The sequence below is a fragment of the Vibrio sp. CCB-PB317 genome (genome assembly GCF_022808245.1).
GTDB lineage: Bacteria > Pseudomonadota > Gammaproteobacteria > Enterobacterales > Vibrionaceae > Vibrio > Vibrio diabolicus.
Genome location: NZ_JALGNU010000003.1, coordinates 790,463 through 814,585, shown reverse-complemented (window position 1 = coordinate 814,585; position 24,123 = coordinate 790,463). Strand labels below are relative to the sequence as shown.

Sequence of the window (24,123 nt, the reverse complement as noted above, 5' to 3'; positions counted from 1 at the left end):
TAAAGCTCAAGTTGTATCCATAAAATAGCATTAAGAAGCTTCACTCACTAAGCTCTAATCTAGCTTGCCATAAATATATGCCAACTCTGCGACGGTTTTCGCTGAGAACTTTTTCAATAGGTTGGCGCGGTGTACTTCAACCGTGCGCATTGCAATGCAAAGTTCGTCAGCAATTCGAATGTTGCGCTTACCAGCAATGATCAAACGTAAAATGTCTTTTTCTCTGGGAGTGAGCGATTCATACGCAGATTTTGCCGCCGCCATATCAAGGTTTGCAGCCGACTGCACTTGCCCCTGCAAAATGGCTTGTGCCAACTCATCTCCTTTGACTGGCTTTTGGAAAAAATTGACCGCGCCAGCTTGTAATGCATCGACCGCCATCGGGACATCACCATGTCCGGTCAGGTAAATAACGGCCAAGGGACTGTTGGCTTGATTTAAAATTTGATGGACTTGCTGACCACGAAGATTTGGCATTCGACTATCAAGAATGATACACCCCGCTTGCTGAACGTCCACCTCATCAAGGAAAGACTGCCCATCAGCAAAAGTGGTGACGTTGAAGTCATGTTCTTCCAACATAAAAGCGAGCGAGTCACGCACCGATTCATCATCATCGACTACAAAAACAGGTAGCTGCTTTTCACCGCTGCTCATTGAATGCTCCTATGCCTAGTTCAGATTAGTTTTGATATGGAAACACGAGCTCAACCAAACAGCCATGTGGCGCTGTCGAGCTGATGAGAAACTCGCCACTATGCATTTCCATTACATCACGACAAATGGCTAACCCCAGCCCGAGCCCCTCTTCTTTGCTACTCACAAACGCTTGAGTCGGATTCTCTTGCTGCAACCCTGTGCCGTTGTCCAATACTCGAATGGAAAGTTGATTGACTTGGTAGTCACTATGCAGGGTAATTTTACCTTGATAACCTGACGAGTGATATTTCTCTTGGAACAAAGTACACGCATCAATCGCGTTACTGATCACATTAACTAAAACCTGTTGAACGCCCACAGCGTCGACAAGTACCGGACGGACGTTCCCTTCTATACTGGTCACAATCGAAATATTTTGCTTCTGCATTCGAAAATGGAGCAACTCAATCGTGTCATCAATGAGTAGTTGAAGGTCGCACGGCGCTTTGTCGACACCACGCTTGCGGATCAACGTTCTTAAGCGCTGAATAATTGCATCGGCTCGTTCAACTTGCCCCTGTATTTTCTCAAGCACAGGAACAATATCTTCATGAGGGCGTTTTTTGGCCAAGCGAAGTAAACCGCCTTCACTGTAATTGCGAATAGCCGCCAATGGCTGATTGAGTTCATGGGCAAGACTAGTACCGATTTCTCCGACAATCGCGACTCTCTGCGAGTGCTCTAGTTGTTCACTTTTCTCTTTTAAGCGTAACGATGTCTGCTCCAACGCTTGCTTGCTCTTGCTAAATCGATACTCAAGCCAAAAGTGGTAAGCGTTCAATACAATCACAAACATGGACAGCGCCCATGCCCATTCTTGATGACTACGCAGCCAGCGTAGAGCCTCACTCCACCAAGGTTGTTGCAACGGATGGAGATCCAACGCCTGATAAAGTTTGTCGATGCTCAGCAAGCTGACGGGGGACGTCCAACCTGACGCGCCTGCCGCAATAACCGCAGGGTGTTCAGGTGGCATCGCTAACAATACTTGCGCAATCTGTTTGGCGATCTGAGCTGAGCCGCGCTCTGTTTTGGCAAATGACCAGTTAGGATAAAGCGGTGTGGAAACAGCGCATAACGAGCGCTCGTTCGGCTGTTGATTTAAAACTCGGTAATTACTCGGTTGTAAAAGCCCTTCATTTAGCATCTGTTCCAATAAACAAGCAGGGACAACGGCCGCTTCCACATTGCCATCACGTAATTGATACAGGTTGGCATCAATAGGAAAACCAAGATAGCGGACATCAGAAAAGAAATCGTTTGGATTAAGCCCCATTTTGACTATTTGATAGCGCATCGTTAGATAACCACCAAACGCTTTTTCTGATACCGCCGCAACAGGACGTCCTGAGACATCTTGCACCGTTTGATAACTTGAATTGGCTCGAACCACCAGCGCCGAACCAATGCCGTAATTCGAGTTTTGTGGTGCTCTGCTGGTTAGCGTTGCCATCCACGACAGTGCGTATTGCCTACCCAACCGCACTGCCTGACCTGGGTTAGTTAAGATGAAATCCATGGTCTGAAACTTCACCGCTTGGCCCATTTCATCCAAGTTAAGGGGATGAAGGACAAAATGCACATCGGAAATTTGCTGATTGAGCCAATCAATGGTCGGTTGCCATCTCTGCTCGGCATAAAGATGACCACGTATAGCTAACACGCCCACTTCGACTTTTTGCTTGGCCTGTGGCTGCTCTGCTTTTTGCTCTTGCATTCCTTGCAGATCTGCTTGTTCAGAAACTGCGCCCTGAGCCAAAGATGCAAAGGCAACTAAGCAAAGAATCCAAAGCTGAAGCCACAGTGCTTTTTTCATGATGAGTCGAATCGTTCCTTCAAGAGAGTACGACAAGAATAACAGCTACCTTCCCTAAACCACATTTGTTTTAGATCAAGTTTGATCTGGGTATGTGGAAATCCACAATATAAGCCTCGCGGTGCATTTCTCACAATGGAATCAGTCAATTCAAATACAACAAAAAAGCAGGTGAGTTATGGATTCCACCAAACGTCGCTTTCTCAGCGCGGTCACAGCCGGAGCCGCGTTAATTCCAGTCGCGGGCATTGGCACGGCAACCGCGGGAAACATTATTCGAAATAACCAGTCCGCCGACCGAAAAGGACAAGTGGGGAAACGTTATGCAATGGTGGTGGATTTGCGAAAATGCGTCGGCTGCCAGGCTTGCACCGTGGGTTGCAGCATTGAGAACCAAGCGCCTATCGGCCAGTTCCGGACCACCGTAAAGCAATACGAAGTCACACTGGATGACGGTTCGAAAGCCACGCGAGAAGCAAAGGCCTTTATGCTGCCTCGGCTTTGTAACCACTGCGAAAACCCACCTTGCGTGGCTGTGTGTCCGGTTCAAGCGACCTTTCCGCGCGAAGATGGCATCGTCATGGTGGATAACAGTCGCTGCGTAGCGTGTGCGTATTGCGTACAAGCTTGCCCTTACGATGCGCGTTTTATCAATGAGGACACCCTCACCGCAGATAAGTGCACCTTCTGTGCTCACCGTCTAGAGCAAGGCCTATTACCTGCCTGCGTGGAGACCTGTGTTGGCGGTGCACGTGTAATTGGTGATTTAAACGACCCAACAAGCGAGATTCGCCGCTTAATAACAGAGCATCAGGACGACATCAAAGTATTGAAACCCAATGAAGGTACAAATCCACATGTATTTTATATCGGCATGGATGAACGCTTTACCAGCCATATCGACGGGCAGCCAGCTATTTACGACCCACAAGGAGAGCACGCATGAACATCACCGAAGTGTTAGTCCAACCTCAAGCGATGGCATGGCTACCGTGGGCGGTGCAGTATTTCTTCTACATCGGTTCGGCTTATGCGGCCGCTATTTTATTCCTAATCGCCCTATTATTTGAAAAACACACCAGCCACAGACTGCGCGCTGCACTTGTGCTGACGCTGGCCATCGGTGCCATCGTGGGGCCATTGGCGTTAACTGGTGATTTACACCAACCGGGACGCGCTTGGCATTTTTACGCGCACATCACGCCGTGGTCATGGATGTCTTTAGGGTCGCTTTTCTTGCCTGTTTTCTCAGGTTTAGCGGTAGTGACTGCATGGCTGTATCTCCGCCAGGATCTGATCAACTTACGTAATCAGCCAGGGAAAGTACTGCCTCTAATTTCAAAGCTATCACTGGGTGAGTGGGTGCTCTCTCGTAGAGCCATGCTTATGGTGTCTGCCATCACTGTGCTATCAGGCATCACCATTGCAGTCTACACAGGCGCTGAAATTACGGTCGTTAAATCACGCTCATTATGGCACCAACCAGCATCGCCGATTCTTTGGTTTGTCACTGCTTTTATGGGCGCAGTCGGCTTCGCTCTGCTGATTTGGATCATGCTGCCTAGTCAGTCAAAAACGCTGACATCTGGCGATACCAATCTACTAAAGAAATCGGTGGTTACCAGCGGTGTATTGACGCTGATACTGCTACCGATTTGGGCATCTAACAATTCCGCATTTTCACTTTATTCCAGTGAGCAATGGATACAAAACATAGCGCTGCTCACTTTCGTTATTTTGGGCAGCATTACCTTCGCGTTTATGACGATGAGAGACACCAAATCGTCAACAACGTCTCGTATACATCGTGTCATGGGCTCGTTGTGCCTGTCGTTGATCACGTTGGCAAGCGCGTGGCTGATTCGCTGGTTTACCATCATGGAAGTACAAACCATCGCTAAATTTGATGCAGGGCTTTATCCATACCAACTCACTATGGATGGAAATGGTTGGATAGGCATTATCGGCATGCTCGGATTATGGCTTGCACTGGCACTGCTCGGCTCAGAGCTGGTTCAACCAAAACAAAATATCGAAGCAAAAGCCTCATCACTCACCTTAACTGAACGCTAATCAAAGAGGATTTCATCATGGATAACAAACGCCGTCAGTTTTTGAAATCAGGTATTGCAGTGGGTGGGCTTGGCGCATTCGCTGCGGGTTACGCCACCACTACCAAACATATGGTCGAGGGTGCGCTCGAAGGCACCGCAGGAGAAAAAACGCGTGATATTCACCACGGTAACTCGCTTGAACCAGAGTACACGGTCAACAACAAAGGCAACTTAATCCCGAATCCAAATCAGCGCGTCGCTCCATCCATGTGCTTTGGCTGTTGGTCACTGTGCGGGTTGCGTGTGCGCATTGATAACCGTAACGACGAGATTTTGCGTATTACTGGCAACCCATATCACCCATTGTCTCATCAGCAACACATTCCGTTCGAAACTCCAGTCAAAGATGCTTATTTAAGTTTGGCAGGAGAAGCGGGTCTTGAAGGTCGCTCCACCGCCTGTGCTCGTGGCAATGGGATGCTAGAAATTCGCAACAGTCCGTACCGCATTACTCAGCCGCTGAAACGAGTAGGCAAACGCGGCGAGGGGAAATGGATTCCGATCAGCTACGAGCAATTGATAGAAGAAGTCGTAGAAGGCGGAGATTTATTTGGTGAAGGCCATGTTGATGGCTTGCGCGACATTCGCGATTTAACAACGCCCGTTGATCCTGAAAACCCAGAATATGGACCGAAAGCCAACCAATTGTTAATGACCAACGCTGGTAACGAAGGCCGAGACGACATATTCAAACGCTTCGCGTTCAACAGCTATGGTACGCGTAACTTTGGGCATCATGGCTCTTACTGCGGCTATGCATTTCGTGCTGGCAGCGGCGCATTTATGAACGATTTAGATAAGAACGCACACTTAAAGCCAGACTTTGATAATGCGGAATACATCATCTTCATCGGTATGTCGCCAGCTCAAGCGGGTAACCCTTTTAAGCGTCAGGCGCGCCAACTCGCCAATGCGCGAACAGAAGGCAGCTTGGAATACACCATCATCACACCAAGTTTGCCTGCGGGTTCATCGAGCTTGGCGGCAGGTGACAATAACCGCTGGATACCAATCAAACCGGGCACCGACTCTGCCCTCGTGCTTGGCATGATCCAATGGATCATCGAAAACCAACGCTACAACAAAACCTTCTTGGCGCAGCCGGGGGCAAACGCGATGAAACGAGCAGGCACCGCGCACTGGTGTAATGCTACACATCTCGTGATAAGCGATGAGCAGCACCCGAGAAACGGCACGTTTTTACGCGCATCGGATCTGAATCTGCCATTCGAGGGCGAAGCGTTGTCTGATTCCGACCCGTACGTCATCGTGGAAGAGCAAAGTGGCCAATTTGGTGTTCATACCCAAACTGAGGAAGCGACACTGTTTGTCGATAAAACGGTTTCGCTTGCATCAGGCAAAGTGCGCGTAAAATCGTCTCTGCAAAGGCTCAAAGAAGAGGCGTTTAAATACAGCCTTGCGTTCTACAGTCAACAATGTGAGATCCCTGTAGAGCAAATCGCAGAACTAGCGAAACGCTTCACAAGCTATGGCACAAAAGCGGTGGTCGATACCCACGGTGGCAACATGCACACCAATGGGTTCTATAACTCGTTTACCATCATGATGCTCAATGCGTTGATTGGTAACATCAACATGAAAGGCGGCGCGATGGCGAAAGCGGGTGGCTACCCAACTTCCGCTGCGGGTCCTCGTTACGACTTCACCAAGTTTGCTGGCAAAGTCGGCCCGAAAGGCGTCTTCCTATCGCGCAGTAAATTCCCATACCACAAAACCAGCGAATACAAACGTCGCGTTGAGGCTGGTGAATCTCCGTACCCTACTCGTGCGCCTTGGTATCCGTTCGCCGCGCCACTGCTGACGGAGCATCTGTCTGCGGCTATTGATGGTTATCCATACCGCGTAAAAGCGTGGATCAACCACATGGCGAACCCAATGTATGGTGTGCCCGGTTTGAAAACGCTGCTGGAAGACAAGCTTAAAGATCCAAAACAACTCGGTTTGATTGTGTCTGTTGATGCGTTCATTAACGAAACCACCGCATTGTCGGATTATATTGTGCCGGACACGGTCACCTACGAAAGCTGGGGTATGGCAACGCCTTGGCACGACGTTCCGGTGAAAACCGTCACCGCTCGTTGGCCGATTGTGGAAGCGCGAACAGAGAAAACCGCCGACGGTCGATCGATTTGCTTAGAGAACTTTCTGATTGATGTCGCTAAGAAAATGCAACTAGGCGGCTTTGGTGACAACGCAATTCAAGATGCACAAGGGAATTGGCACGCTCTCCACAGCGCTGAAGACTTCTACTTACGTTCCGCGGCAAACTTGGCTTATGTGAAAGGCGGCGTGCCTGAAGTTTCGGCAGAAGACATTGCGTGGTCCGGCCTAGAGCGTTTAATGCCAGCCATGCAGAAGACGCTGACAGCAGATGAGATGAAACGTGTGGCGTTTATTTTTGCTCGCGGCGGACGCTTTGAAAATGCCAGCGAAGCGTATCAAGGTGAGCAAATGAAGCACAAATGGACACGACCTGTTGCGATATGGAATGAACGTGTCGGCAGCGCAAGAAACACTATGACGGGGGATTTCTACACCGGTTGCCCAACATGGCATCCACAAAAGCTGGCCGACGGCACACCAATGGAAGACCAGTTCCCAAGCTCAGAATGGCCTTTCAGCCTGACTAACTTTAAATCCAACATTCACAGTGCGGTGTCCAACCTATCGCCAAGGTTGAACTCGATTAAAGGCGTAAACCCAGTGTACATCCATCCAATCGATGCCGAACGCGCAGGCATTAAAACGGGTGATGAGTTTGTTATCGAGACTCCATCTGCAAGCACCAAAGCACTTGCGATGATAGTCAGCGGAATTCGCCCTGGCACACTCGGATTTGAACATGGGTTTGGTCATACCGAGCTAGGACAACGCTCGCACTGGATTGGCGATAAACAGCAACCTGTCAAAACGCACAGCCAAGATGGCGTCAACATTAACGACATTGGCTTAATCGACCCAACCCGAGAAGGCAAAGGCGTGTTGTTGGATTGGGTTGTGGGCGCAGCGGCTCGCCAATCATTACCAGCCAAAATCCGCAAAGCTTAGTAGACAACCAAACCTGAAGAGCTGCCATTTAGCGGCTCTTCACATCCTCTAAATATGTGGAAATCCACAATACCTTTAGTTATTGACAAAGCCGACAATACAGCACCCAAGTCACTATCACAGTAGACACTTGGAGATATTAATAACAATTAAAGTGAGTCAGCATGTCAAAAATACTACCTGTGGTGACGGCCTGTTTGCTGGCAACCACAATGGGCGCAAGCGCCTCGTCTATTCCTGAAAAAGCCAGCGTATGCAGCGGTTGTCACGGCCAAGATGGTATGGGTCAACCAAACATTGCGCCTATGATTGCCGGTCTGAACGCGAATTATCTCAACACCCAAATAGAACTCTTCCTTAGTGGCGAACGACAAAACGTAGTCATGCAAGGCATGGCGAAAGAGCTTAGCGATCCTGCCGTTCGTAAAGAAGTCATGGATTACTTTGCTAACCTTCCAAGCTACGAGTTCACTAACCCAGAGCAACGCGGCGACCAAGCCAACATTCGTAACCCGTATCGTAAATTGATCTTCCAAGGTGATTGGGATAGAAACATTCCAGCTTGCGCGACTTGTCATGGAGCCAGCGGAATGGGCGTCGACAAATTCCCTCGCCTCGCAAGCCAACATGCTGATTACTTAAAAACGCAATTGATGGCATGGAAAAACGGCACTCGCAGTGGTGACCCGCTCAATATGATGGGTACTATCGCGAAAAATCTCACTGACGAAGAGATTGAAAACCTTTCCTACTACTTTGCCTCATTACGTTACTAGGAGCAGACATGAAACGTTTCTATTCTTTGTTCGCATTACCTCTCATCTCTGCTGCTACTTTGGCCAACGAGCCACTGCCGGATCGTCAAACTGAACTGCCAGCTGTGAAAAAAGAAAATCACGGTGAATATTTGCAGCCTCGCGATCTGAGTAAAATTCCAAACACCGCATTTGGTGAGCAAGTAAAACGTGGTTACTCGCTCTTTGTTAACTCGCAACAGATGCGCGGCAAATACGTTGGCAATGAGCAAAACTGTGTGAACTGCCATATGGAAGCAGGACGAAAAGCCAATGCAGCACCGCTGTGGGCGGCGTACATGGCCTACCCGGCTTATCGTAAGAAAAACGATCGCGTAAACAGCTACGCAGACCGTATTCAAGGTTGCTTCGAATACTCCATGAACGGCAAAGCCCCCGCTTACGACTCACCCGAAATTGTTGCCCTCAGCGCTTACGCTTATTGGTTAACAATGGGCGGCTTGCTTGACAAACATGGTATGGCGGATGAACCCATTCCAGAGCTAGACGCAAAAGCGTTGCAAGTAGGTGGAAAAGTAAAAGACTTCCCGTTGCCAGAAGCCATCGCACAAGCATTACCAATTGAAAAGCGAGGTAATCTCTCTGGACGTGGCTACCCAAAAATCGCCGCCCCTGAGCAAGAACCATCACCAGAGCGAGGCGCACTGGTCTACAAAAAGAACTGTGAGGCTTGTCATCGCGCCGACGGTTCAGGCATCAAAAGCACCGACGGTCATTCATACATTCCACCACTTTGGGGTGAATATGCGTATAACTGGGGTGCAGGTATGCACCGGATTAACACCGCGGCCTATTTTATTTACGAAAACATGCCGCTTGGGAAAAGTGTCCAGTTAAGCAAACAAGAAGCGTGGGATGTCGCGGCATATGTCAATAGCCACGAGCGTCCACAAGATCCTCGATTTAAAGGCAACGTAGGCGCAAACGCAGAGAGATATCACCAACATCAAGGCTATTACGGAAAAACACTTAGTGGGAAGCAAGTCGGCTCTAATGCTTTCAAGAGCGGAACCGTCGAGTAAAAAACAACCGTTCATCTTAAATACCAGTGCTCCCACCTCCCTGCCCAGGTTCTCTGGGCAGGGTTGATTTACTCTCCTGAAGCAATTCACTTACCCTCTCCAAACCAGCAACGTTAAGTGGTTTTCGGCTTCCAACATACCCATCTTCTCAGTAAAATAGTGCGCCAAACGCAACTTTATTTATATCTTAGAGCTTCCATATACTATGATGCCAAAAGTAAGAAACTCGTAAACTCCTGAATCAAAACAAGCGTGCCTAATGAAAAAAGAGTATTCTTAGGACAAATGAATCCAAAACCTACCCGATGAGTATTCAACCTAATTCCCGTCAGTTAATTTCATGCGAAGAATGCGGCCTTGTCGTCCGCATTCCCGATATCGATCAAGGGCAAAAAGCTCAATGTCCTCGATGCGCGCATTCTCTGACAAAAGTGAATGCTAAACCCTATCAAAGCGTGATCGCCATTTCATCGGCATGTTTGATCATGTTGGTGTTAAGCATTTCTTTCCCTTTTATGTCGTTCAGTGTGCAAGGGCTATCGCAAGAAATCACCTTATTGCATGCAGCCAAAATGCTGGCTGAATTTCAAAATGTACTTTTAGGTGTGTTACTTCTCGCAACGGTCGTCGTATTGCCTGCTATCTATGTCGGTCTCATTCTCTTTCTTCATCTCGAAGCATTAAAAGCGCGTAAGCATACGCCATCCAAAAAACAGCAACGAATGGCGAAAGTTTTATGTCGCCTTCTGTTTCGAGTCGAACCCTGGCTGATGGTAGATGTATTCTTGATTGGCGTATTAGTCAGCTTAATTAAAATCGCTTCTCTGGCAGACATTGGAATGGGGACTTCATTCTGGGCGTTCTGCGTTTATACCGTACTGGTAGTCAAATGTATTTCTATGGTTGACAAAAGCTGGCTCTGGGGACACTTCATTCCAGCCATCGTGCTGCCCGATGTAAATGAGGGCGATACGCACCATAACCACAACCATATTGGTTGCCATACGTGTCACCAACTCAACCCAATTGAAGCGAAAAAGCACCAATACTGCATTCGTTGTAAAAGCCCTATTCATAAATACAACCCAGCAGATAATTTACAAAAAGCTTGGGCGCTTTTGTTTGCGTCAGTCATTTTCTATATCCCCGCGAACCTTTATCCAATGATGTATACCGTAAGCCTTGGACATTCAGAAGGCTCGACTATCATGGAAGGGGTAATACTGCTTTGGCATTTAGGTTCTTACCCTATTGCGATGGTAATTTTCTTTGCTAGCGTATTCATTCCAATGGCGAAAATGCTGGCACTCGCGTGGCTGTATTACAATGCGCAAAAAGCGCGATATCTTCCTCCTGAAGAAAGTATTTCACGCTTAAAGATATACCGCTTAACTGAGTTTATTGGTCGTTGGTCCATGATCGATATCTTTGTCGTTGCCATCTTAGTTGCACTGGTTCAGTTGCAAAACTTAATGGCGATTTATCCAGGCCCTGCTGCGCTCTCTTTCGCGGCAGTGGTCATTTTCACTATGCTTTCTGCAATGATATTTGACTCACGTTTGTTGTGGCAGTTGCCACAAAACGAAGTGCAGGAGCCGATTTCTGACAACTTAAACGAGAAAGCCAAATATGAGTGATGAGAACAACGTAACCGCTCAAATAAAACCGCAAAAGCAGATTTCTGCGATCTGGATTGTCCCGATCCTTGCGCTAGCCATGGGAGCGTGGATGCTGTTCCAATACATCAACAGTACAGGCCCACAAATTACTCTCCAACTGCCGACCGCAGATGGGATTGAGGTTGGTAAAACCGAGATCCGAGCATTGAATGTTAAAGTCGGTCTGATTACCGAAGTCACTCTCAGTGAAAACTACGATCACATCATCGCTAAGGCGCAGATGAATAAAGACGCGGAGCGCATGCTGCGAGATGACACGATGTTTTGGGTGGTGAAGCCTCGAATTGGCCGTGATGGCGTTTCAGGTTTAGAGACCTTGCTCTCTGGCGCTTATATCCAACTTCAGCCGGGTAAATCTAAAGTAGAAAAGGAGCACTTTACAGTACTAGATGTACCACCAGTCGCTTCTCCTGATGCAGAAGGTTTACGTCTTGTGTTAACACACCGCGAAGCTGGCAAACTAGGTGTTGGGGACCCGGTTATTTATAAAGGCTTTACCGTTGGTCGTGTAGAGAAAACCAGCTTTGATGTTGATACTCGCAAGGCGCTGTATCAACTCTTTATTTTCAAACCTTATGACAGCTTAGTGCGCACTCGTACTAAGTTTTGGCTAAATTCTGGTGTTGATTTACAGCTCAATGCCGAAGGGTTTGAAGTTAAGTTTGGCTCGCTAGAGAGCATGCTAACGGGTGGCGTTACCTTCGATACCGTTCCAGGCCTTGAGTCCGGTGAACCACTCACAGAACACATGGTTAACTTCCGCTTGTACGATGATATTAAGCAGCTGAGAGAAGGCATGTACGATGACTACATTGAGTTCGTCATGTTATTTGATGAATCTGTACGTGGCTTAAAAGCGAATGCGCCTGTTGAGTACCGCGGTCTTCGTATCGGTACCGTGACGAGAGTACCGATGCGTTTACCAACACCAGAAGAAAACTTCTCTGCGAAAAAAATTCCAGTTTTGGTGCGCGTTGAGCTCGGTCGAGTGTACGGAGATTTAGAATCCCAATCTTTATCTATGTTCAAAGAAAAGTTGAAGGAAGAGTTTGCTCGCGGTCTCCGTGGCACCTTAAAGACTGGTAACTTGTTAACTGGCGCGCTTTATATTGATGCAGACTTTTATCCTAATGATGATCAGTACGTTCCAAGTGACTTTGAAGGTTTAGATGTATTTCCAACCATGCGTGGTGGTTTTGCCCAAGTTCAGCGCCAAGTTAATGACTTCCTAAATAAGATTAATAGCTTACCAATGGAAGAAACGCTTAACTCTCTCAATTCAACGTTAAAAACGTCGGAAAAGACGTTGGCGTCAGCAGAACGTGTCGCGGACAGTATTGATAAACTTTTAAATCAAAAAGAGACGCAAGAGATCCCAACAGATATTCGCCAAAGCTTGCAGCAGTTGCAAAAAACACTCGATGGTTATGGACCAAACTCAACCATGTACAATGAAATGGAAGCCACGCTCAAAGAACTAGAAAGCGTGATGACAGAGTTTAAACCCGTACTTAAACAGCTAAACGAAAAGCCAAACTCTCTCGTGTTTGGAGAAGATGAAATCAGTGACCCAATCCCAGTTAAAGGCCAAAACTAATGAAACGAGTATTCTTTTTGTCTATCGCGCTATTTGTCGGTCTAACGGGTTGCAGTAGCGCTCCAGAAACTAAAGGGGCTTTGTACCTTCTACCTAAGGCGGAACCAGTGACGCTGAGCTCTTCTGATATCTCACAGCGCCCTACTTTAGTTGTTCGTCCAGTAAAACTGGCAAGTTATTTAAACGACAGTGGTATCGTTTACCGAACCTCTGAGACTCAAGTTATCCAGGCAAGAAACAATCAATGGGCGCATAGTATTTCCGAGCAAATCACTCAGAGAGTCGTCACAGAACTACGCCACAAACAGACTCATTACTGGCCGACTGAAATGATCAACCTGTTGGATCAAAATGGTGAAGCCAAACTACAGCTTACGTTAAATAAATTTAATGGTAGCTACAAAGGCAATATCGAAATTGAGGGGGAATGGTTACTCATTAATGCTGAAGGTAAGGTAGAAAAGAGTGCACCAATACAAATCTCTCAGCCTCTACAGGACGAAGGCTATGGAGCACTTGTCGACGCACTATCCGTCGGGTTGGAAGAACTGACTTCGGACATTGCCAAAAAAATCTAAGATCGATGTTAATTACAGGGAAGCAAGTTGCTTCCCTTTTTTGTGCTGCGAGAAGTTTTTCGATCGAAATAGATGTAGATAATCAAGCGAGACAAATTGATCTTAGTCAGACTGCAATCCGTTCTTTGGTGCTACTCTACGGCAAAATATAAAGCCCCATCCTATGACCTTATGTAGAGGTCTTGTTGATAAGGTTCTTGAGTAGCAATGTCGATTAACATTTCCGATTTAACCACCGCCCTAAATAAGGTGGAGCATATTCATAAAGTTCAGCTTGAAAATGTGCATCAGTTCTTTAAAGCAAACGAAGCTTTCTCGGTAAAAACGTTCAGCCAACTTATATCTAGTGACTCACTTGATGAGCGATTTAAAACCATCGACAAGGCCTTCTCTTTGCTTGGTGATGTGAAAACCTACCTTTTAGAAGCGTCTTACTTAGTTAAGTAAAAATAAAAAAGCCCCTGTAACTTAATTACCGGGGCTTTCATTTTATCGCCGCTAAGTTGTGGAGTTACAACTTGTAGCGATCATCAATGACCGTTGTCTCTGGGAAGGTTTTACCCTCGTCCATCGCTTCCTCAGTCTCTTCTTTTACTTTGCTATCGATCCAGAAATTACCAATATCCATTGGATGAAGCACCCATTCTGTCGCTTTTGTCATGCCATCTTTAGGAATTTTAACCCAGCGCCAATGTGCAACTCGAGAATAAGGCACCATGTATCCAGGAACGATGATATTCGCTTTGCTGACATAGTTTTGGATTTGATGCGATAAATCGTAACGCTTCTCCTGATCAAACTCAGAGTCATAAGCTTCAATCAACTTGTCCAGCTCAGGGCTGCTGTAGTTGGTGTGAGCATTCGTTTGTGGTCGATTCGCATTATCAGAGTGCAGGTATTCCCAATACGCAGGAATCTCACCAGAGCCCATATTCAAGAACGCTAACTGATGCTTTTTCTCAAGAATGTATTTAAACGCAGATGAACCATCAACCAAGTTTAACGTGAACTCAAGACCAGCAAGTTTCGCTTGCTCTTTCAAGTACGCAATACGCGGTGTCCAAGAGTTGTATCCATAGGTGATAGCAAAGCTCAAGCGTTGGCCCTTGTCATTGACACGAATACCATCTGCGCCAACTTTGTCAAAGCCCGCTTTTTCGAAATGTTTAACCGCCGCATCGGCATCAAACTTAGGCGGTGTATTGTTAGGATCATCGTATTCGCCATGACCAAAGCCGAGTCCATGTGGTTTACGTGAATAATCTCCACGCATGATATTTTCAATCATGCCGTCATAGTCAGTGGCTGCCATAACGCCTTTGCGCACTTCTAGGTTATCCAACATCGGCATCGCGGTGTTCATCCAAAGGCCACCAGCGCCTTGTGGTGCTTCGTTAAAGCCCCAGTACTTTTGGATATAGCCTTTTTTGTACACATCACTATCGGTTTTGTCATGCCAAAAGCTTGGTAGCACCATCTCAAAGTAGTCCAAGTTGCCTTTCTCAAAGTGCTTCATGGCAATATCAGGATCGCGAATCACCTTAATGCGGACTTTTTCTACGTTGTAACGGTTTTTATAGTAGCGGTTGTTATACCCCCACCAATCTTCGCCCACGTGTTTGAATGTCACGCTCTTACCTTTCTTCACTTTATCAATGTAGTAAGGCGCCGCAGTTGGCTCAGATTTAAAGTTGAACTTTCTGACGAAGTTATCAGGCATGCCATCGTTATTTGCGTCCTTTTCTCCTTCAAAGAAGTGTTCCGGACGAGGCTGAAAACCATTACTCGGCATGTTAATCATAACCATGAGCGAGTCATGACTTTGAGCTACAGCAAGATTGACTTTGATCGTGTAGTCGTCAATTTTTTCAACACCGACAACGCTGTTCGTGAAGAAGTCGTTGTACCACGGGTCGATAATGTCTTTTGACGTGTAGTACTTCATCATAAAGACGTAATCATCTGCCGTAATTTTTTCACCATCTGACCACTCGGCCGTTTCATCAAGCTTAAAGAATACGGTTTTGTTGTCCTCTCCAAATGCCCATGACTTAGCAAGTTGGGGGATCCATTTACCAGTATTTGGATGACGCTGAGCAAGCTTTGGTGAACCATCCATTAAATATTGGCGCAAGCCGGAGTTCGCATCTGGACCAACACTTCGTAATGTCTGAGGAAAGCTCTGAATGTAAGTACGATAAGTACCACCTCGTACCGCTTCTTCAGAGGCGAACAGAGGTTCATTGTTATTTGAAATCCATTCTATATCAGCAGGTAGCTCTGCCGCACTCAGTTGAAAACTGGCAGCGGTCAGTGTTGCAAGTACTGAAAATGGCAGTTTTTTAGTCATGTTTCTTCCTTGTTGTGTTTGCGATTAAGGTCGTAGCAAGGAAGACGGCGTGTGAAAGCTGCAAATAGAAAATACGCAGATAGGAAATAATAGGAGCGTAATATGAAGTGACTTCCTGCCAGCTTCTATATTAATTTCAAAGAGTTTCACTAGGTCATCCTAGACCTTACAACGCAGTGAATGCATCTTCGCCATAGTATTCTTTAGGCTTTTGTAACGCAAGTCATCAATAATACATGGTCGCATTTTCTATGCATCACAGTGAGTTATGTTACAAAAATGTGATCGATATAGTACCAAGCCCTACTTTACTCATAATAAACCGTAGAACCTTTATCCGAATAAGATCCCCCCTACACCAATTAAAGCAAGCAAGTAAGCGAGCAGATATAACTGGTAAAAATGAGCAGTTGCTTACTACGATTGGTATTTTTATTAGATACAAAAAAGGTGAGGCATCACAGCCTCACCTTTCTTTATACAATACAAGACTGTGCTTACATACTAGACAAGCTATCATTGATCGATTTTAACACTGCAGCAGGATCCACAGCTTGAGTAATTGGACGCCCAATAACAAGATAGTCAGAGCCTGACTGAATAGCCTCTACTGGTGTCATGATACGGCGCTGGTCACCTTGCTCAGAGCCAGCAGGTCGGATTCCTGGTGTAACTAACTTAAAGTCTTGACCAAGTTCGCTCTTAAGTAATGAAGACTCTTGAGCTGAACATACGACACCATCTAAACCAGCGTTTTTGGTCAATGTCGCCAGACGAATAACTTGATCCTGAGGCGCAATGTTCAAACCAATACCCGCTAAATCACTTTGTTCCATACTGGTTAGTACCGTTACTCCAATCAGAAGTGGGCGATCTTTACCGTATGGCTCAAGAATTTCACGTGATGCCGTCATCATGCGCTCACCACCGCTCGCATGCACATTCACCATCCAAATCCCTAATTCCGCGGCTGCGCGGACCGCCTTAGAACACGTATTTGGAATATCGTGAAATTTCAAATCCAAGAAGACTGAGAAACCACGTTTGTGGAGTTCACGTACGAAATCAGGACCAAATAGCGTAAACATTTCCTTGCCAACTTTTAGGCGACATGACGCAGGATCAATTCTATCTACAAACGCAAGTGCGTCTGCTTGGTTATCATAATCCAGTGCGACAATAACTTTTTGGTCGATCATTTCATCTCCTAACTATTTTGGTTCTTATTAAATAAAAAGTTAAAAAAATGCAGCGGACAGAAACTCTGTCAGCTGCATTAAAATTATTCACCATCCAATCCGCGGATTGGCTTGATCGTCCCCCACCCTTTACAGGACGGGCAGTGCCAATAAAGGGAATGAGTAGAAAACCCACACTTCCGGCATCGGTAGTGTGGTTTCACTTTTAACTGTTCACCCACCATCGCTTGTAGCGTCGATAGACTGTCCTTCGCGCGACCGTCTTCTGCTTCAGCAATGTGGTAGTCAATTAATCGATAAAAGCCCTTCATGGTTGGATTTTTCAGCAGCTGTTTGGTCAGCAGCTCTTGTGCAGCCCCGACGTTCTCGTGGTGAGCAACCAACTGAGCCAACATTAACTCGGCTGATACGCCTGCTTTCTTATCAATACAAGCTCGCAGAAACTCTACAAGTTCATCTTCCTGGCCCAAATGATGGTAGCACTCTGCAATGGTTGGTAAGACATCGCTGATAAAGTCTTTGTCTTGCTCAAGCACACCCGTCAGGTATTTTATCGTGTGTTTATAATCTTCAGACTCTAGATAAATTCGTCCCAAAGCAATACTCGCTCGAACACACTTTGGGTCTTCTGCTAGGGCTTTTTTAAAGTGCTGTATTGCCTTATTAGTATTACCATCGGCTTGGTCGAGCATTGCAATTTCACACCAAAAATGAGCAATATTCGCACGCATTCTGGAGCGTTTATTACCCAACTTAGCCAATTGATTGGCGTAATAAATTGCTTTTTCCCATTCACGTGTTTGTTGGTAAATGGTTACCAATTGCTGAAGGGCCGCTTCTTTGTAATCTGGCTCTTCGACTAACTGTTCGAAGATTTTCTCTGCACGATCGAGAAAACCAGAGACCATGTAATCTTTCGCCAACTGTTGAAGTGCAAGATTCTTTTGATCCAGTGTTAAGCCAGAGCGAGAAATGAGATTTTGGTGAATTCGGATTGCGCGGTCGACTTCGCCACGAGACCGGAACAAATTACCCAACGCAAGGTGAGTATCGATTGTCTCGTTATCAACTTGGAGCAATTCAATAAAGTGATCAACAGCCTTATCTGATTGGTCAGAGAGCAGCAGATTAAGACCCGTCATATACTGACGAGAGATTTGATGAGATTGCTTCTGCTTGTCTTGCTGAGCGCTGCGATGCCCCATATACCAGCCATACGCAGCAGCTATAGGCAATAACAAGAAGAGTAGTTCAAGCATTAAAGTTAAGCCTTATCCTTATGCCTGTTTTTCGATGGCTGGCTTATCAGCAGGTTTGTTTGCATCTGTAGGTTCGTACTTTTTCAGTTTTTTCTTTAAACGACGAACTTGTAGCTGAGTTTTCAGCTGGATACTACCAAAGATAACCCACGCTAAAGCAAAGCCAACCACAAATACCACACCTAATAGTGTAGATAAGTGGAACTCTCCTTTGGCTAGAAGATAGTTAAAAGTCACGAGCTCTTGGTTTTGTGAACCTAACGCCAATGCAATTAAAAAGAGAGCTAAAACAGCAACGATTTTTATAATTTTCATTTACATCACCCTTCTAGGAGTAAGTCGGTAAGATTATGCAGGAAAATGCTTCTTCAGACTACGTATATTAGCAATAATCTATACCCAAGTAACCTCAAGATACTTAGTTTGTAGACACGCCTAGAAGTTAAAGTTACTTGGGTGTAGAAAGCTGCAAAGAAAACAGCCAGAATCAACAGCTCGCTTCGTAAACTGCTTGGATACATTACAAAAAAGCGGCATACACAAACGTATGCCGCTTTTTTCAAACTAATAAGAGTGCGTTAGCCAATATTTACACGCTCACGAAGCTCTTTACCAGGTTTGAAATGTGGAACGTATTTACCTTCCAATTCCACTTTATCGCCCGTTTTAGGGTTACGACCTACGCGAGGCTCGCGGTAATGAAGAGAAAAACTACCAAAGCCACGGATCTCGATACGGTCACCGCTCTCTAGCGTAGAGGCCATGTGCTCTAAAATATCTTTTACAGCATCCTCTACCTCTTTCGCTGATAAGTGTGTTTGCTCAGCGCAGAGTCTTTCAATCAGTTCAGACTTAGTCATAGTTGCCCTCTTTGAGTATCTTTATCACTTATTATAGTAAGTAATACTAATTCCAACAAACACTTGCTGACAATTCTAGACAAATTTTATGCAAAATGCGCAATGAAGAAATGCCTTTTATTAAGATAGTTTACCGTCATTAGTATTACTACTTAAATATGCTCAAATATAAAAAAGGAGCCTTGCGGCTCCTTTTTTGCTTAAGCGAGTATATTATTCGCCTTTAGCAGCTTTGAAAGCGTCAGCCATTGCGTTACCGAATGCATTGTCATCTTGCTTGTTGATAGATGCCATTGCTTCTTGCTCGTCAGCTTCGTCTTTAGCTTTGATAGATAGGTTGATTACGCGGTTCTTACGGTCTACACCTGTGAACTTCGCTTCAACAACATCACCAGCGCTTAGGATTAGAGAAGCATCTTCTACGCGATCGCGAGATACTTCAGAAGCACGGATGTAACCTTCAACGCCTTCTGCGATTTCAACAGTAGCGCCTTTAGCGTCAACAGCAGTTACAGTAGCGTTAACTAGAACACCTTTCTTGTTGTCAGCAACGTAAGCATTGAATGGGTCGTTTTCCATTTGCTTGATGCCTAGAGAGATGCGCTCACGCTCAGCGTCTACTGCTAGAACAACTGCAGAGATCTCGTCGCCTTTCTTGTACTCACGTACAGCTTCTTCGCCAGCAACATTCCAAGAAATGTCAGATAGGTGAACTAGACCGTCGATGCCGCCTTCTAGACCGATGAAGATACCGAAGTCAGTGATAGACTTGATCTTACCAGTAACTTTGTCGCCTTTAGCTTGTGCTTCAGCGAATGACTGCCATGGGTTAGCTTTACACTGTTTCAGACCTAGAGAGATACGACGACGTTCTTCGTCGATTTCAAGAACCATAACCTCAACTTCGTCGCCAACATTAACAACTTTAGAAGGGTGGATGTTCTTGTTAGTCCAATCCATTTCTGAAACGTGAACTAGACCTTCAACGCCTTCTTCGATTTCAACGAAGCAGCCGTAGTCAGTTAGGTTAGTTACGCGACCAGTTAGTTTGTGACCTTCTGGGTAACGCTTAGCGATTGCTACCCATGGATCTTCGCCTAGTTGCTTAAGACCTAGTGATACGCGAGTACGCTCACGGTCGAACTTAAGAACTTTAACTTGGATCTCGTCACCAACGTTAACGATTTCAGATGGGTGCTTAACGCGCTTCCAAGCCATATCAGTGATATGTAGAAGACCGTCAACGCCACCTAGGTCAACGAACGCACCGTAGTCAGTAAGGTTCTTAACGATACCTTTAACTTCAGAACCTTCTTGTAGAGTTTCTAGAAGCTCGTCACGCTCAACGCTGTTTTCAGATTCGATAACAGCACGACGTGAAACAACTACGTTGTTACGTTTTTGGTCAAGTTTGATAACTTTGAACTCTAGCTCTTTGTTTTCTAGGTGAGCAGTGTCGCGGATTGGACGTACGTCTACTAGAGAGCCAGGAAGGAAAGCACGGATACCGTTTAGTTCAACAGTGAAACCGCCTTTAACTTTACCGTTGATGATACCAACAACAGTTTCAGCTTCTTCGTAAGCTTTCTCAAGTACGATCCAAGCTTCGTGACGCTTAGCTTTCTCACGAGAAAGTTGAGTTTCACCGAAACCATCTTCAACAGCGTCTAGAGCTACGTCTACTTCAGCGCCAACTTCAACTTCAAGTTCGCCAGCAGCGTTCTTGAACTGTTCAGCAGGGATAGCAGATTCAGACTTAAGACCAGCGTCAACAAGAACGAAACCGTTCTCGATAGCTACTACAGTACCTTTAACGATGCTGCCTTGTTGGAATTCTGTTTCGTTTAGAAACTCTTCAAAGAGTTGAGCAAAAGATTCAGTCATTTAGTTAATCTTCAATAAATTAAACTTCCACGGGTATCCTACCGCATGGGGTTATTAAATTCGCCAGTCATCATCCTTGCGACCAACGCTCTTAGTCTAGCCGAGTATCATTACTCAGCTAGCTTCGATTCGATATATTGTAGTGCCTTTTCTACTACTTCGTCGATAGTCATCGACGTAGAATCTAGCACAAGCGCATCCTCAGCAGGGCGTAATGGCGCCACTGGGCGGTTACGATCTCGGTCGTCACGCTCTTGGATCTCGCTTAAAAGGTCAGCAAATTTAACATCTAACCCTTTCTCTTGCAACTGTTTAAGGCGTCGATTTGCACGCTCTTCTGCGCTCGCATCAAGGAAGATTTTCGCTTGTGCACTTGGGAATACAATTGTGCCCATATCACGACCATCAGCCACTAGGCCCGGAGCGGCTTCAAATGCACGCTGACGACGTAATAATGCTTCACGAACACGTGGCAGAGCCGCAACTTTAGATGCTGCCATACCCGTTTCTTCTTTGCGAAGCTCCCCTGACACATCTTCGCCTTCTAGAACGACCTTAACTAAGTCACCCTCTGCGATAAATTGAACGTCTAGGTGTGTTGCCAGTGGGACAAGTGCGTCTTCTGACTCTGTGTCGACACCGTGGTGAATCGCAGCGAGTGCAAGTACACGATAAATTGCGCCAGAATCTAAGAGTTGGAAACCCAACTTTTTCGCCAGCAACATACATAAAGTGCCTTTACCTGCACCACTAGGTCCATCTACGGTTACAACCGGAGTTTGAGAGGACATGTTCTTCTCCACCTATAGTTTCTTTTCAGCAATTTGCTCGGTTTTCGAGGCGCGCATTATACGGGTAATCGCCCTTTGGAGCGAGGAAAAATGTCGTGTAAAGCATTACACCTAATGCGCAATTGGATTCATCAATAAACATAAGGTTCAACAAAAACGGCGAGAGCTTCCACCCTCGCCGTTTTAAATGTCATGATCTTAGGTTCGATTAAACAATCGGTTTTTGACCACGCTCAGCTAACTTTAAGATCACGCTGTCAGCAACTTTGCCCGCGACACCTGCTAGCTTGTCTGCCAGTTTTTTCTTCTGCACATAATGCACAGAAAGTACGGTTTTATCTTTGCATGCCGCAACAACGATATCATCAGATGTACTAATATCATCCACCAAACCAAGCTCTTTCGCTTGTGTACCGAACCAGTGCTCACCAGTGGCTACTTTGTCTAGGTCCAAACTAGGACGACGCTCGCGAATGAAGTCTTTAAACAAGACATGCGTTTCTTCAAGCTCTTGCTTAAACTTATCGCGCGCTTTATCGGTATTCTCACCAAACATCGTTAGCGTGCGTTTATATTCACCCGCGGTTAGTTGTTCGTACTCAATGTCATGTTTCTTCAACAGTTTGTTGAAGTTAGGAATTTGTGCGATAACGCCAATAGAACCCACAATTGCAAATGGTGCAGAAACAATCTTATCTGCTACACATGCCATCATGTAACCGCCACTTGCCGCAACTTTGTCTACAGAGATAGTCAGAGGAAGACCCGCAGCTTTGATTCGGTCCAGTTGAGAAGAGGCAAGGCCGTAGCCATGAACCATACCACCGCCAGATTCTAAACGAAGTAATACTTCATCACCTTCACGTGCGACAGCCAAAATAGCAGTGATCTCTTCACGTAGAGACGCGACTTCTTTTGCGTCTATGCTGCCGTTGAAATCAAGAACGAATAGGTGTGGTTCACGCTTGCTATCTAATGAACCGTCTTTGCTCGCTTGTTTGATCTCTTTTTCACGAGATTTGTTTTTCTCTTTCTCTTCTTTCTTGACCGCTTTATCTCGAGCCTTGATGAAAGCATCGTCGTGCAAATGATGTTCTAACTGCTCAACAGATTGTTTGTGTTGCTCTGAAAGGTTGGTAATCTCTAACTCCCCTTTCGCCGCACCCGATTTGCCACCAGCCGATTTTGCAATAATGAGCAGAACAATTATCGCAGCAACCACCGTGATAATTTTGGCCAGAAACAGACCATAATCTAATAAAAATTCCAACGAGAGCTCCTTTATCTCATTTCAGATGACGTTAGTATGTTACGCAGAAACATCAGCGAGAAGGCAGCGCGGTTTGTAACCACTTGTTCTGATTGATAGCATACCTAACGAAAGTTCTGGAATTGGTATAACACATGAATTGGTGTATTGTAACCATCTTGTCACGATTACCAAGATTTTCCATTGAGAAACAGGCGTTTTTTAGCGTCAATTAACTATCATGGACCCTCTTACAATAATAAGGATTTATCGCCGTGAACTACTCCGTTTCAGCTGATGCTCTAAAAGGTAAAGTCATTCTTGTTACTGGCGCTGGTAATGGCATCGGCCGTCAAGCCGCGCTTTCTTATGCCGAGCACGGTGCAACTGTTATTCTCTTGGGTAGAAATGTGCAAAACCTTGAATCTATCTATGATGAGATTGAAGCAGCTGGCTACCCACAAGCTGCTATCATTCCTCTGGATCTCAAGGGCGCAACTAAGCAAAATTACATTGATATGGCAGAGACAATCGAAGGACAGTTTGGTCGTTTGGATGGCCTATTACACAACGCAGGTGTCTTAAGTTCGCTGTGTCCCTTTGATCAAATCAAAGAGGAAGATTTCGACGATATCATGCAGATCAACGTGAAAGCAGAAGTGTTAATGACTCAAGCACTACTGTCTGTGATGCGTAAATCAGAAGCTGGGCGTATTATCTTTACCTCTTCGACCGTCGGCCACTCTGGTCGCGCTTTCTGGGGGCCATACGCTATCTCTAAATTTGCCGTAGAAGGCATGATGCAAGTTTTGGCTGACGAGCTGAGTGATACGCCGATCCGTGTTAACGCAATTAACCCTGGAGCAACTCGTACTCGCATGCGTGAAAAAGCATACCCGGGTGAAGATGCAAATACTCTCAAAACGCCATTGGATATCATGCCGCTATATTTGCACTTAATGGATCCAGCGATTACCGATGTGAATGGTCAGTGCATCGACGCTCAACCGAAGCGTAAATAACTAATTCAGGTTACCTCACATAATCGATTGAAAAGGCAGCAAACGCTGCCTTTTTTCATTTCTCTCTTCATAAAAATCTTGCGACTTTCTGCCATAGAAATATACTGTACATATATACAG

Annotated in this window: 20 protein-coding genes; 10 read left to right on the top strand and 10 right to left on the bottom strand. The window is 45.8% G+C overall.

Features of this window, described 5'->3' with window-relative positions:
• Positions 1 to 54: 54 nt before the first annotated feature.
• On the bottom strand, positions 55 to 657 hold the full coding sequence (locus MTR11_RS20970; protein ID WP_047010025.1) for a response regulator transcription factor: 603 nt from the start codon (positions 655 to 657) through the stop codon (positions 55 to 57).
• Between the two features lie 25 nt (positions 658 to 682).
• Entirely contained in the window at positions 683 to 2,515 is a 1,833-nt protein-coding gene (locus MTR11_RS20965) for a sensor histidine kinase (protein WP_243328322.1), read from the bottom strand.
• Between the two features lie 178 nt (positions 2,516 to 2,693).
• Between MTR11_RS20965 and dsrO the strand changes: the two genes are divergently transcribed.
• From dsrO to MTR11_RS20920, 9 genes are all read left to right on the top strand, one after another.
• The gene (gene dsrO, locus MTR11_RS20960) at positions 2,694 to 3,461 is read left to right on the top strand and encodes a sulfate reduction electron transfer complex DsrMKJOP subunit DsrO (protein ID WP_243328321.1); all 768 of its coding nucleotides are present in this window, start codon (positions 2,694 to 2,696) and stop codon (positions 3,459 to 3,461) included.
• The gene (gene nrfD, locus MTR11_RS20955) at positions 3,458 to 4,588 is read left to right on the top strand and encodes an NrfD/PsrC family molybdoenzyme membrane anchor subunit (RefSeq protein ID WP_243328320.1); all 1,131 of its coding nucleotides are present in this window, start codon (positions 3,458 to 3,460) and stop codon (positions 4,586 to 4,588) included. The genes dsrO and nrfD overlap by 4 nt, the downstream gene beginning before the upstream one ends.
• 17 nt (positions 4,589 to 4,605) lie before the next feature.
• A complete protein-coding gene (locus MTR11_RS20950) occupies positions 4,606 to 7,698 on the top strand; it encodes a tetrathionate reductase subunit A (RefSeq protein ID WP_243328319.1) in 3,093 nt (1,030 codons plus the stop codon).
• A gap of 212 nt (positions 7,699 to 7,910) precedes the next feature.
• Positions 7,911 to 8,474, top strand: a complete 564-nt coding sequence (locus MTR11_RS20945) for a c-type cytochrome (RefSeq protein WP_371845262.1) — start codon at positions 7,911 to 7,913, stop codon at positions 8,472 to 8,474.
• Positions 8,475 to 8,482: 8 nt separating this feature from the next.
• On the top strand, positions 8,483 to 9,535 hold the full coding sequence (locus MTR11_RS20940; protein ID WP_243328318.1) for a c-type cytochrome: 1,053 nt from the start codon (positions 8,483 to 8,485) through the stop codon (positions 9,533 to 9,535).
• A gap of 305 nt (positions 9,536 to 9,840) precedes the next feature.
• A complete protein-coding gene (locus MTR11_RS20935) occupies positions 9,841 to 11,172 on the top strand; it encodes a paraquat-inducible protein A (protein ID WP_006742665.1) in 1,332 nt (443 codons plus the stop codon).
• Positions 11,165 to 12,811, top strand: coding sequence for an intermembrane transport protein PqiB (gene pqiB, locus MTR11_RS20930; RefSeq protein ID WP_150919123.1), 1,647 nt, complete (start codon positions 11,165 to 11,167; stop codon positions 12,809 to 12,811). Before MTR11_RS20935 ends, pqiB begins: the two co-directional genes overlap by 8 nt.
• Positions 12,811 to 13,389 carry a membrane integrity-associated transporter subunit PqiC gene (locus MTR11_RS20925; RefSeq protein ID WP_243328317.1) on the top strand — a complete coding sequence of 193 codons (579 nt, stop codon included), beginning with the start codon at positions 12,811 to 12,813 and terminating at the stop codon, positions 13,387 to 13,389. The genes pqiB and MTR11_RS20925 overlap by 1 nt, the downstream gene beginning before the upstream one ends.
• 207 nt (positions 13,390 to 13,596) lie before the next feature.
• A complete protein-coding gene (locus tag MTR11_RS20920) occupies positions 13,597 to 13,836 on the top strand; it encodes a hypothetical protein (RefSeq protein WP_005397103.1) in 240 nt (79 codons plus the stop codon).
• A 64-nt stretch (positions 13,837 to 13,900) separates the two neighbouring features.
• Here the strand turns inward: MTR11_RS20920 and MTR11_RS20915 are convergent, their stop codons facing one another.
• From MTR11_RS20915 to sohB, 8 genes are all read right to left on the bottom strand, one after another.
• Positions 13,901 to 15,739, bottom strand: coding sequence for an extracellular solute-binding protein (locus MTR11_RS20915; protein WP_005397104.1), 1,839 nt, complete (start codon positions 15,737 to 15,739; stop codon positions 13,901 to 13,903).
• 497 nt (positions 15,740 to 16,236) lie between these two features.
• A complete protein-coding gene (pyrF, locus tag MTR11_RS20910) occupies positions 16,237 to 16,938 on the bottom strand; it encodes an orotidine-5'-phosphate decarboxylase (RefSeq protein ID WP_237284134.1) in 702 nt (233 codons plus the stop codon).
• A gap of 83 nt (positions 16,939 to 17,021) precedes the next feature.
• Positions 17,022 to 18,197 carry a lipopolysaccharide assembly protein LapB gene (lapB, locus tag MTR11_RS20905; protein ID WP_005376665.1) on the bottom strand — a complete coding sequence of 392 codons (1,176 nt, stop codon included), beginning with the start codon at positions 18,195 to 18,197 and terminating at the stop codon, positions 17,022 to 17,024.
• Positions 18,198 to 18,215: 18 nt separating this feature from the next.
• A complete protein-coding gene (locus MTR11_RS20900) occupies positions 18,216 to 18,512 on the bottom strand; it encodes a LapA family protein (RefSeq protein WP_005397112.1) in 297 nt (98 codons plus the stop codon).
• Between the two features lie 263 nt (positions 18,513 to 18,775).
• A complete protein-coding gene (gene ihfB / locus MTR11_RS20895) occupies positions 18,776 to 19,057 on the bottom strand; it encodes an integration host factor subunit beta (RefSeq protein WP_005385816.1) in 282 nt (93 codons plus the stop codon).
• 213 nt (positions 19,058 to 19,270) lie between these two features.
• Positions 19,271 to 20,941, bottom strand: a complete 1,671-nt coding sequence (gene rpsA / locus MTR11_RS20890; RefSeq protein WP_005385817.1) for a 30S ribosomal protein S1 — start codon at positions 20,939 to 20,941, stop codon at positions 19,271 to 19,273.
• 110 nt (positions 20,942 to 21,051) lie between these two features.
• Positions 21,052 to 21,732 carry a (d)CMP kinase gene (gene cmk / locus MTR11_RS20885; protein ID WP_005397113.1) on the bottom strand — a complete coding sequence of 227 codons (681 nt, stop codon included), beginning with the start codon at positions 21,730 to 21,732 and terminating at the stop codon, positions 21,052 to 21,054.
• 208 nt (positions 21,733 to 21,940) lie between these two features.
• Positions 21,941 to 23,002, bottom strand: a complete 1,062-nt coding sequence (gene sohB / locus MTR11_RS20880; RefSeq protein ID WP_005385819.1) for a protease SohB — start codon at positions 23,000 to 23,002, stop codon at positions 21,941 to 21,943.
• A 254-nt stretch (positions 23,003 to 23,256) separates the two neighbouring features.
• Here sohB and MTR11_RS20875 point away from each other — a divergent pair, with 254 nt between their 5' ends.
• On the top strand, positions 23,257 to 24,003 hold the full coding sequence (locus tag MTR11_RS20875) for a YciK family oxidoreductase (protein WP_243328316.1): 747 nt from the start codon (positions 23,257 to 23,259) through the stop codon (positions 24,001 to 24,003).
• Positions 24,004 to 24,123 lie beyond the last annotated feature (120 nt).

Bases quoted from the DNA above. Each gene is read 5' to 3' on its own strand.
- MTR11_RS20970 (WP_047010025.1), bottom strand. From the start codon at position 657: ATGAGCAGCGGTGAAAAGCAGCTACCTGTTTTTGTAGTCGATGATGAT.
- MTR11_RS20965 (WP_243328322.1), bottom strand. From the start codon at position 2,515: ATGAAAAAAGCACTGTGGCTTCAGCTTTGGATTCTTTGCTTAGTTGCC.
- dsrO (WP_243328321.1), top strand. From the start codon at position 2,694: ATGGATTCCACCAAACGTCGCTTTCTCAGCGCGGTCACAGCCGGAGCC.
- nrfD (WP_243328320.1), top strand. From the start codon at position 3,458: ATGAACATCACCGAAGTGTTAGTCCAACCTCAAGCGATGGCATGGCTA.
- MTR11_RS20950 (WP_243328319.1), top strand. From the start codon at position 4,606: ATGGATAACAAACGCCGTCAGTTTTTGAAATCAGGTATTGCAGTGGGT.
- MTR11_RS20945 (WP_371845262.1), top strand. From the start codon at position 7,911: ATGGGCGCAAGCGCCTCGTCTATTCCTGAAAAAGCCAGCGTATGCAGC.
- MTR11_RS20940 (WP_243328318.1), top strand. From the start codon at position 8,483: ATGAAACGTTTCTATTCTTTGTTCGCATTACCTCTCATCTCTGCTGCT.
- MTR11_RS20935 (WP_006742665.1), top strand. From the start codon at position 9,841: ATGAGTATTCAACCTAATTCCCGTCAGTTAATTTCATGCGAAGAATGC.
- pqiB (WP_150919123.1), top strand. From the start codon at position 11,165: ATGAGTGATGAGAACAACGTAACCGCTCAAATAAAACCGCAAAAGCAG.
- MTR11_RS20925 (WP_243328317.1), top strand. From the start codon at position 12,811: ATGAAACGAGTATTCTTTTTGTCTATCGCGCTATTTGTCGGTCTAACG.
- MTR11_RS20920 (WP_005397103.1), top strand. From the start codon at position 13,597: ATGTCGATTAACATTTCCGATTTAACCACCGCCCTAAATAAGGTGGAG.
- MTR11_RS20915 (WP_005397104.1), bottom strand. From the start codon at position 15,739: ATGACTAAAAAACTGCCATTTTCAGTACTTGCAACACTGACCGCTGCC.
- pyrF (WP_237284134.1), bottom strand. From the start codon at position 16,938: ATGATCGACCAAAAAGTTATTGTCGCACTGGATTATGATAACCAAGCA.
- lapB (WP_005376665.1), bottom strand. From the start codon at position 18,197: ATGCTTGAACTACTCTTCTTGTTATTGCCTATAGCTGCTGCGTATGGC.
- MTR11_RS20900 (WP_005397112.1), bottom strand. From the start codon at position 18,512: ATGAAAATTATAAAAATCGTTGCTGTTTTAGCTCTCTTTTTAATTGCA.
- ihfB (WP_005385816.1), bottom strand. From the start codon at position 19,057: ATGACTAAGTCTGAACTGATTGAAAGACTCTGCGCTGAGCAAACACAC.
- rpsA (WP_005385817.1), bottom strand. From the start codon at position 20,941: ATGACTGAATCTTTTGCTCAACTCTTTGAAGAGTTTCTAAACGAAACA.
- cmk (WP_005397113.1), bottom strand. From the start codon at position 21,732: ATGTCCTCTCAAACTCCGGTTGTAACCGTAGATGGACCTAGTGGTGCA.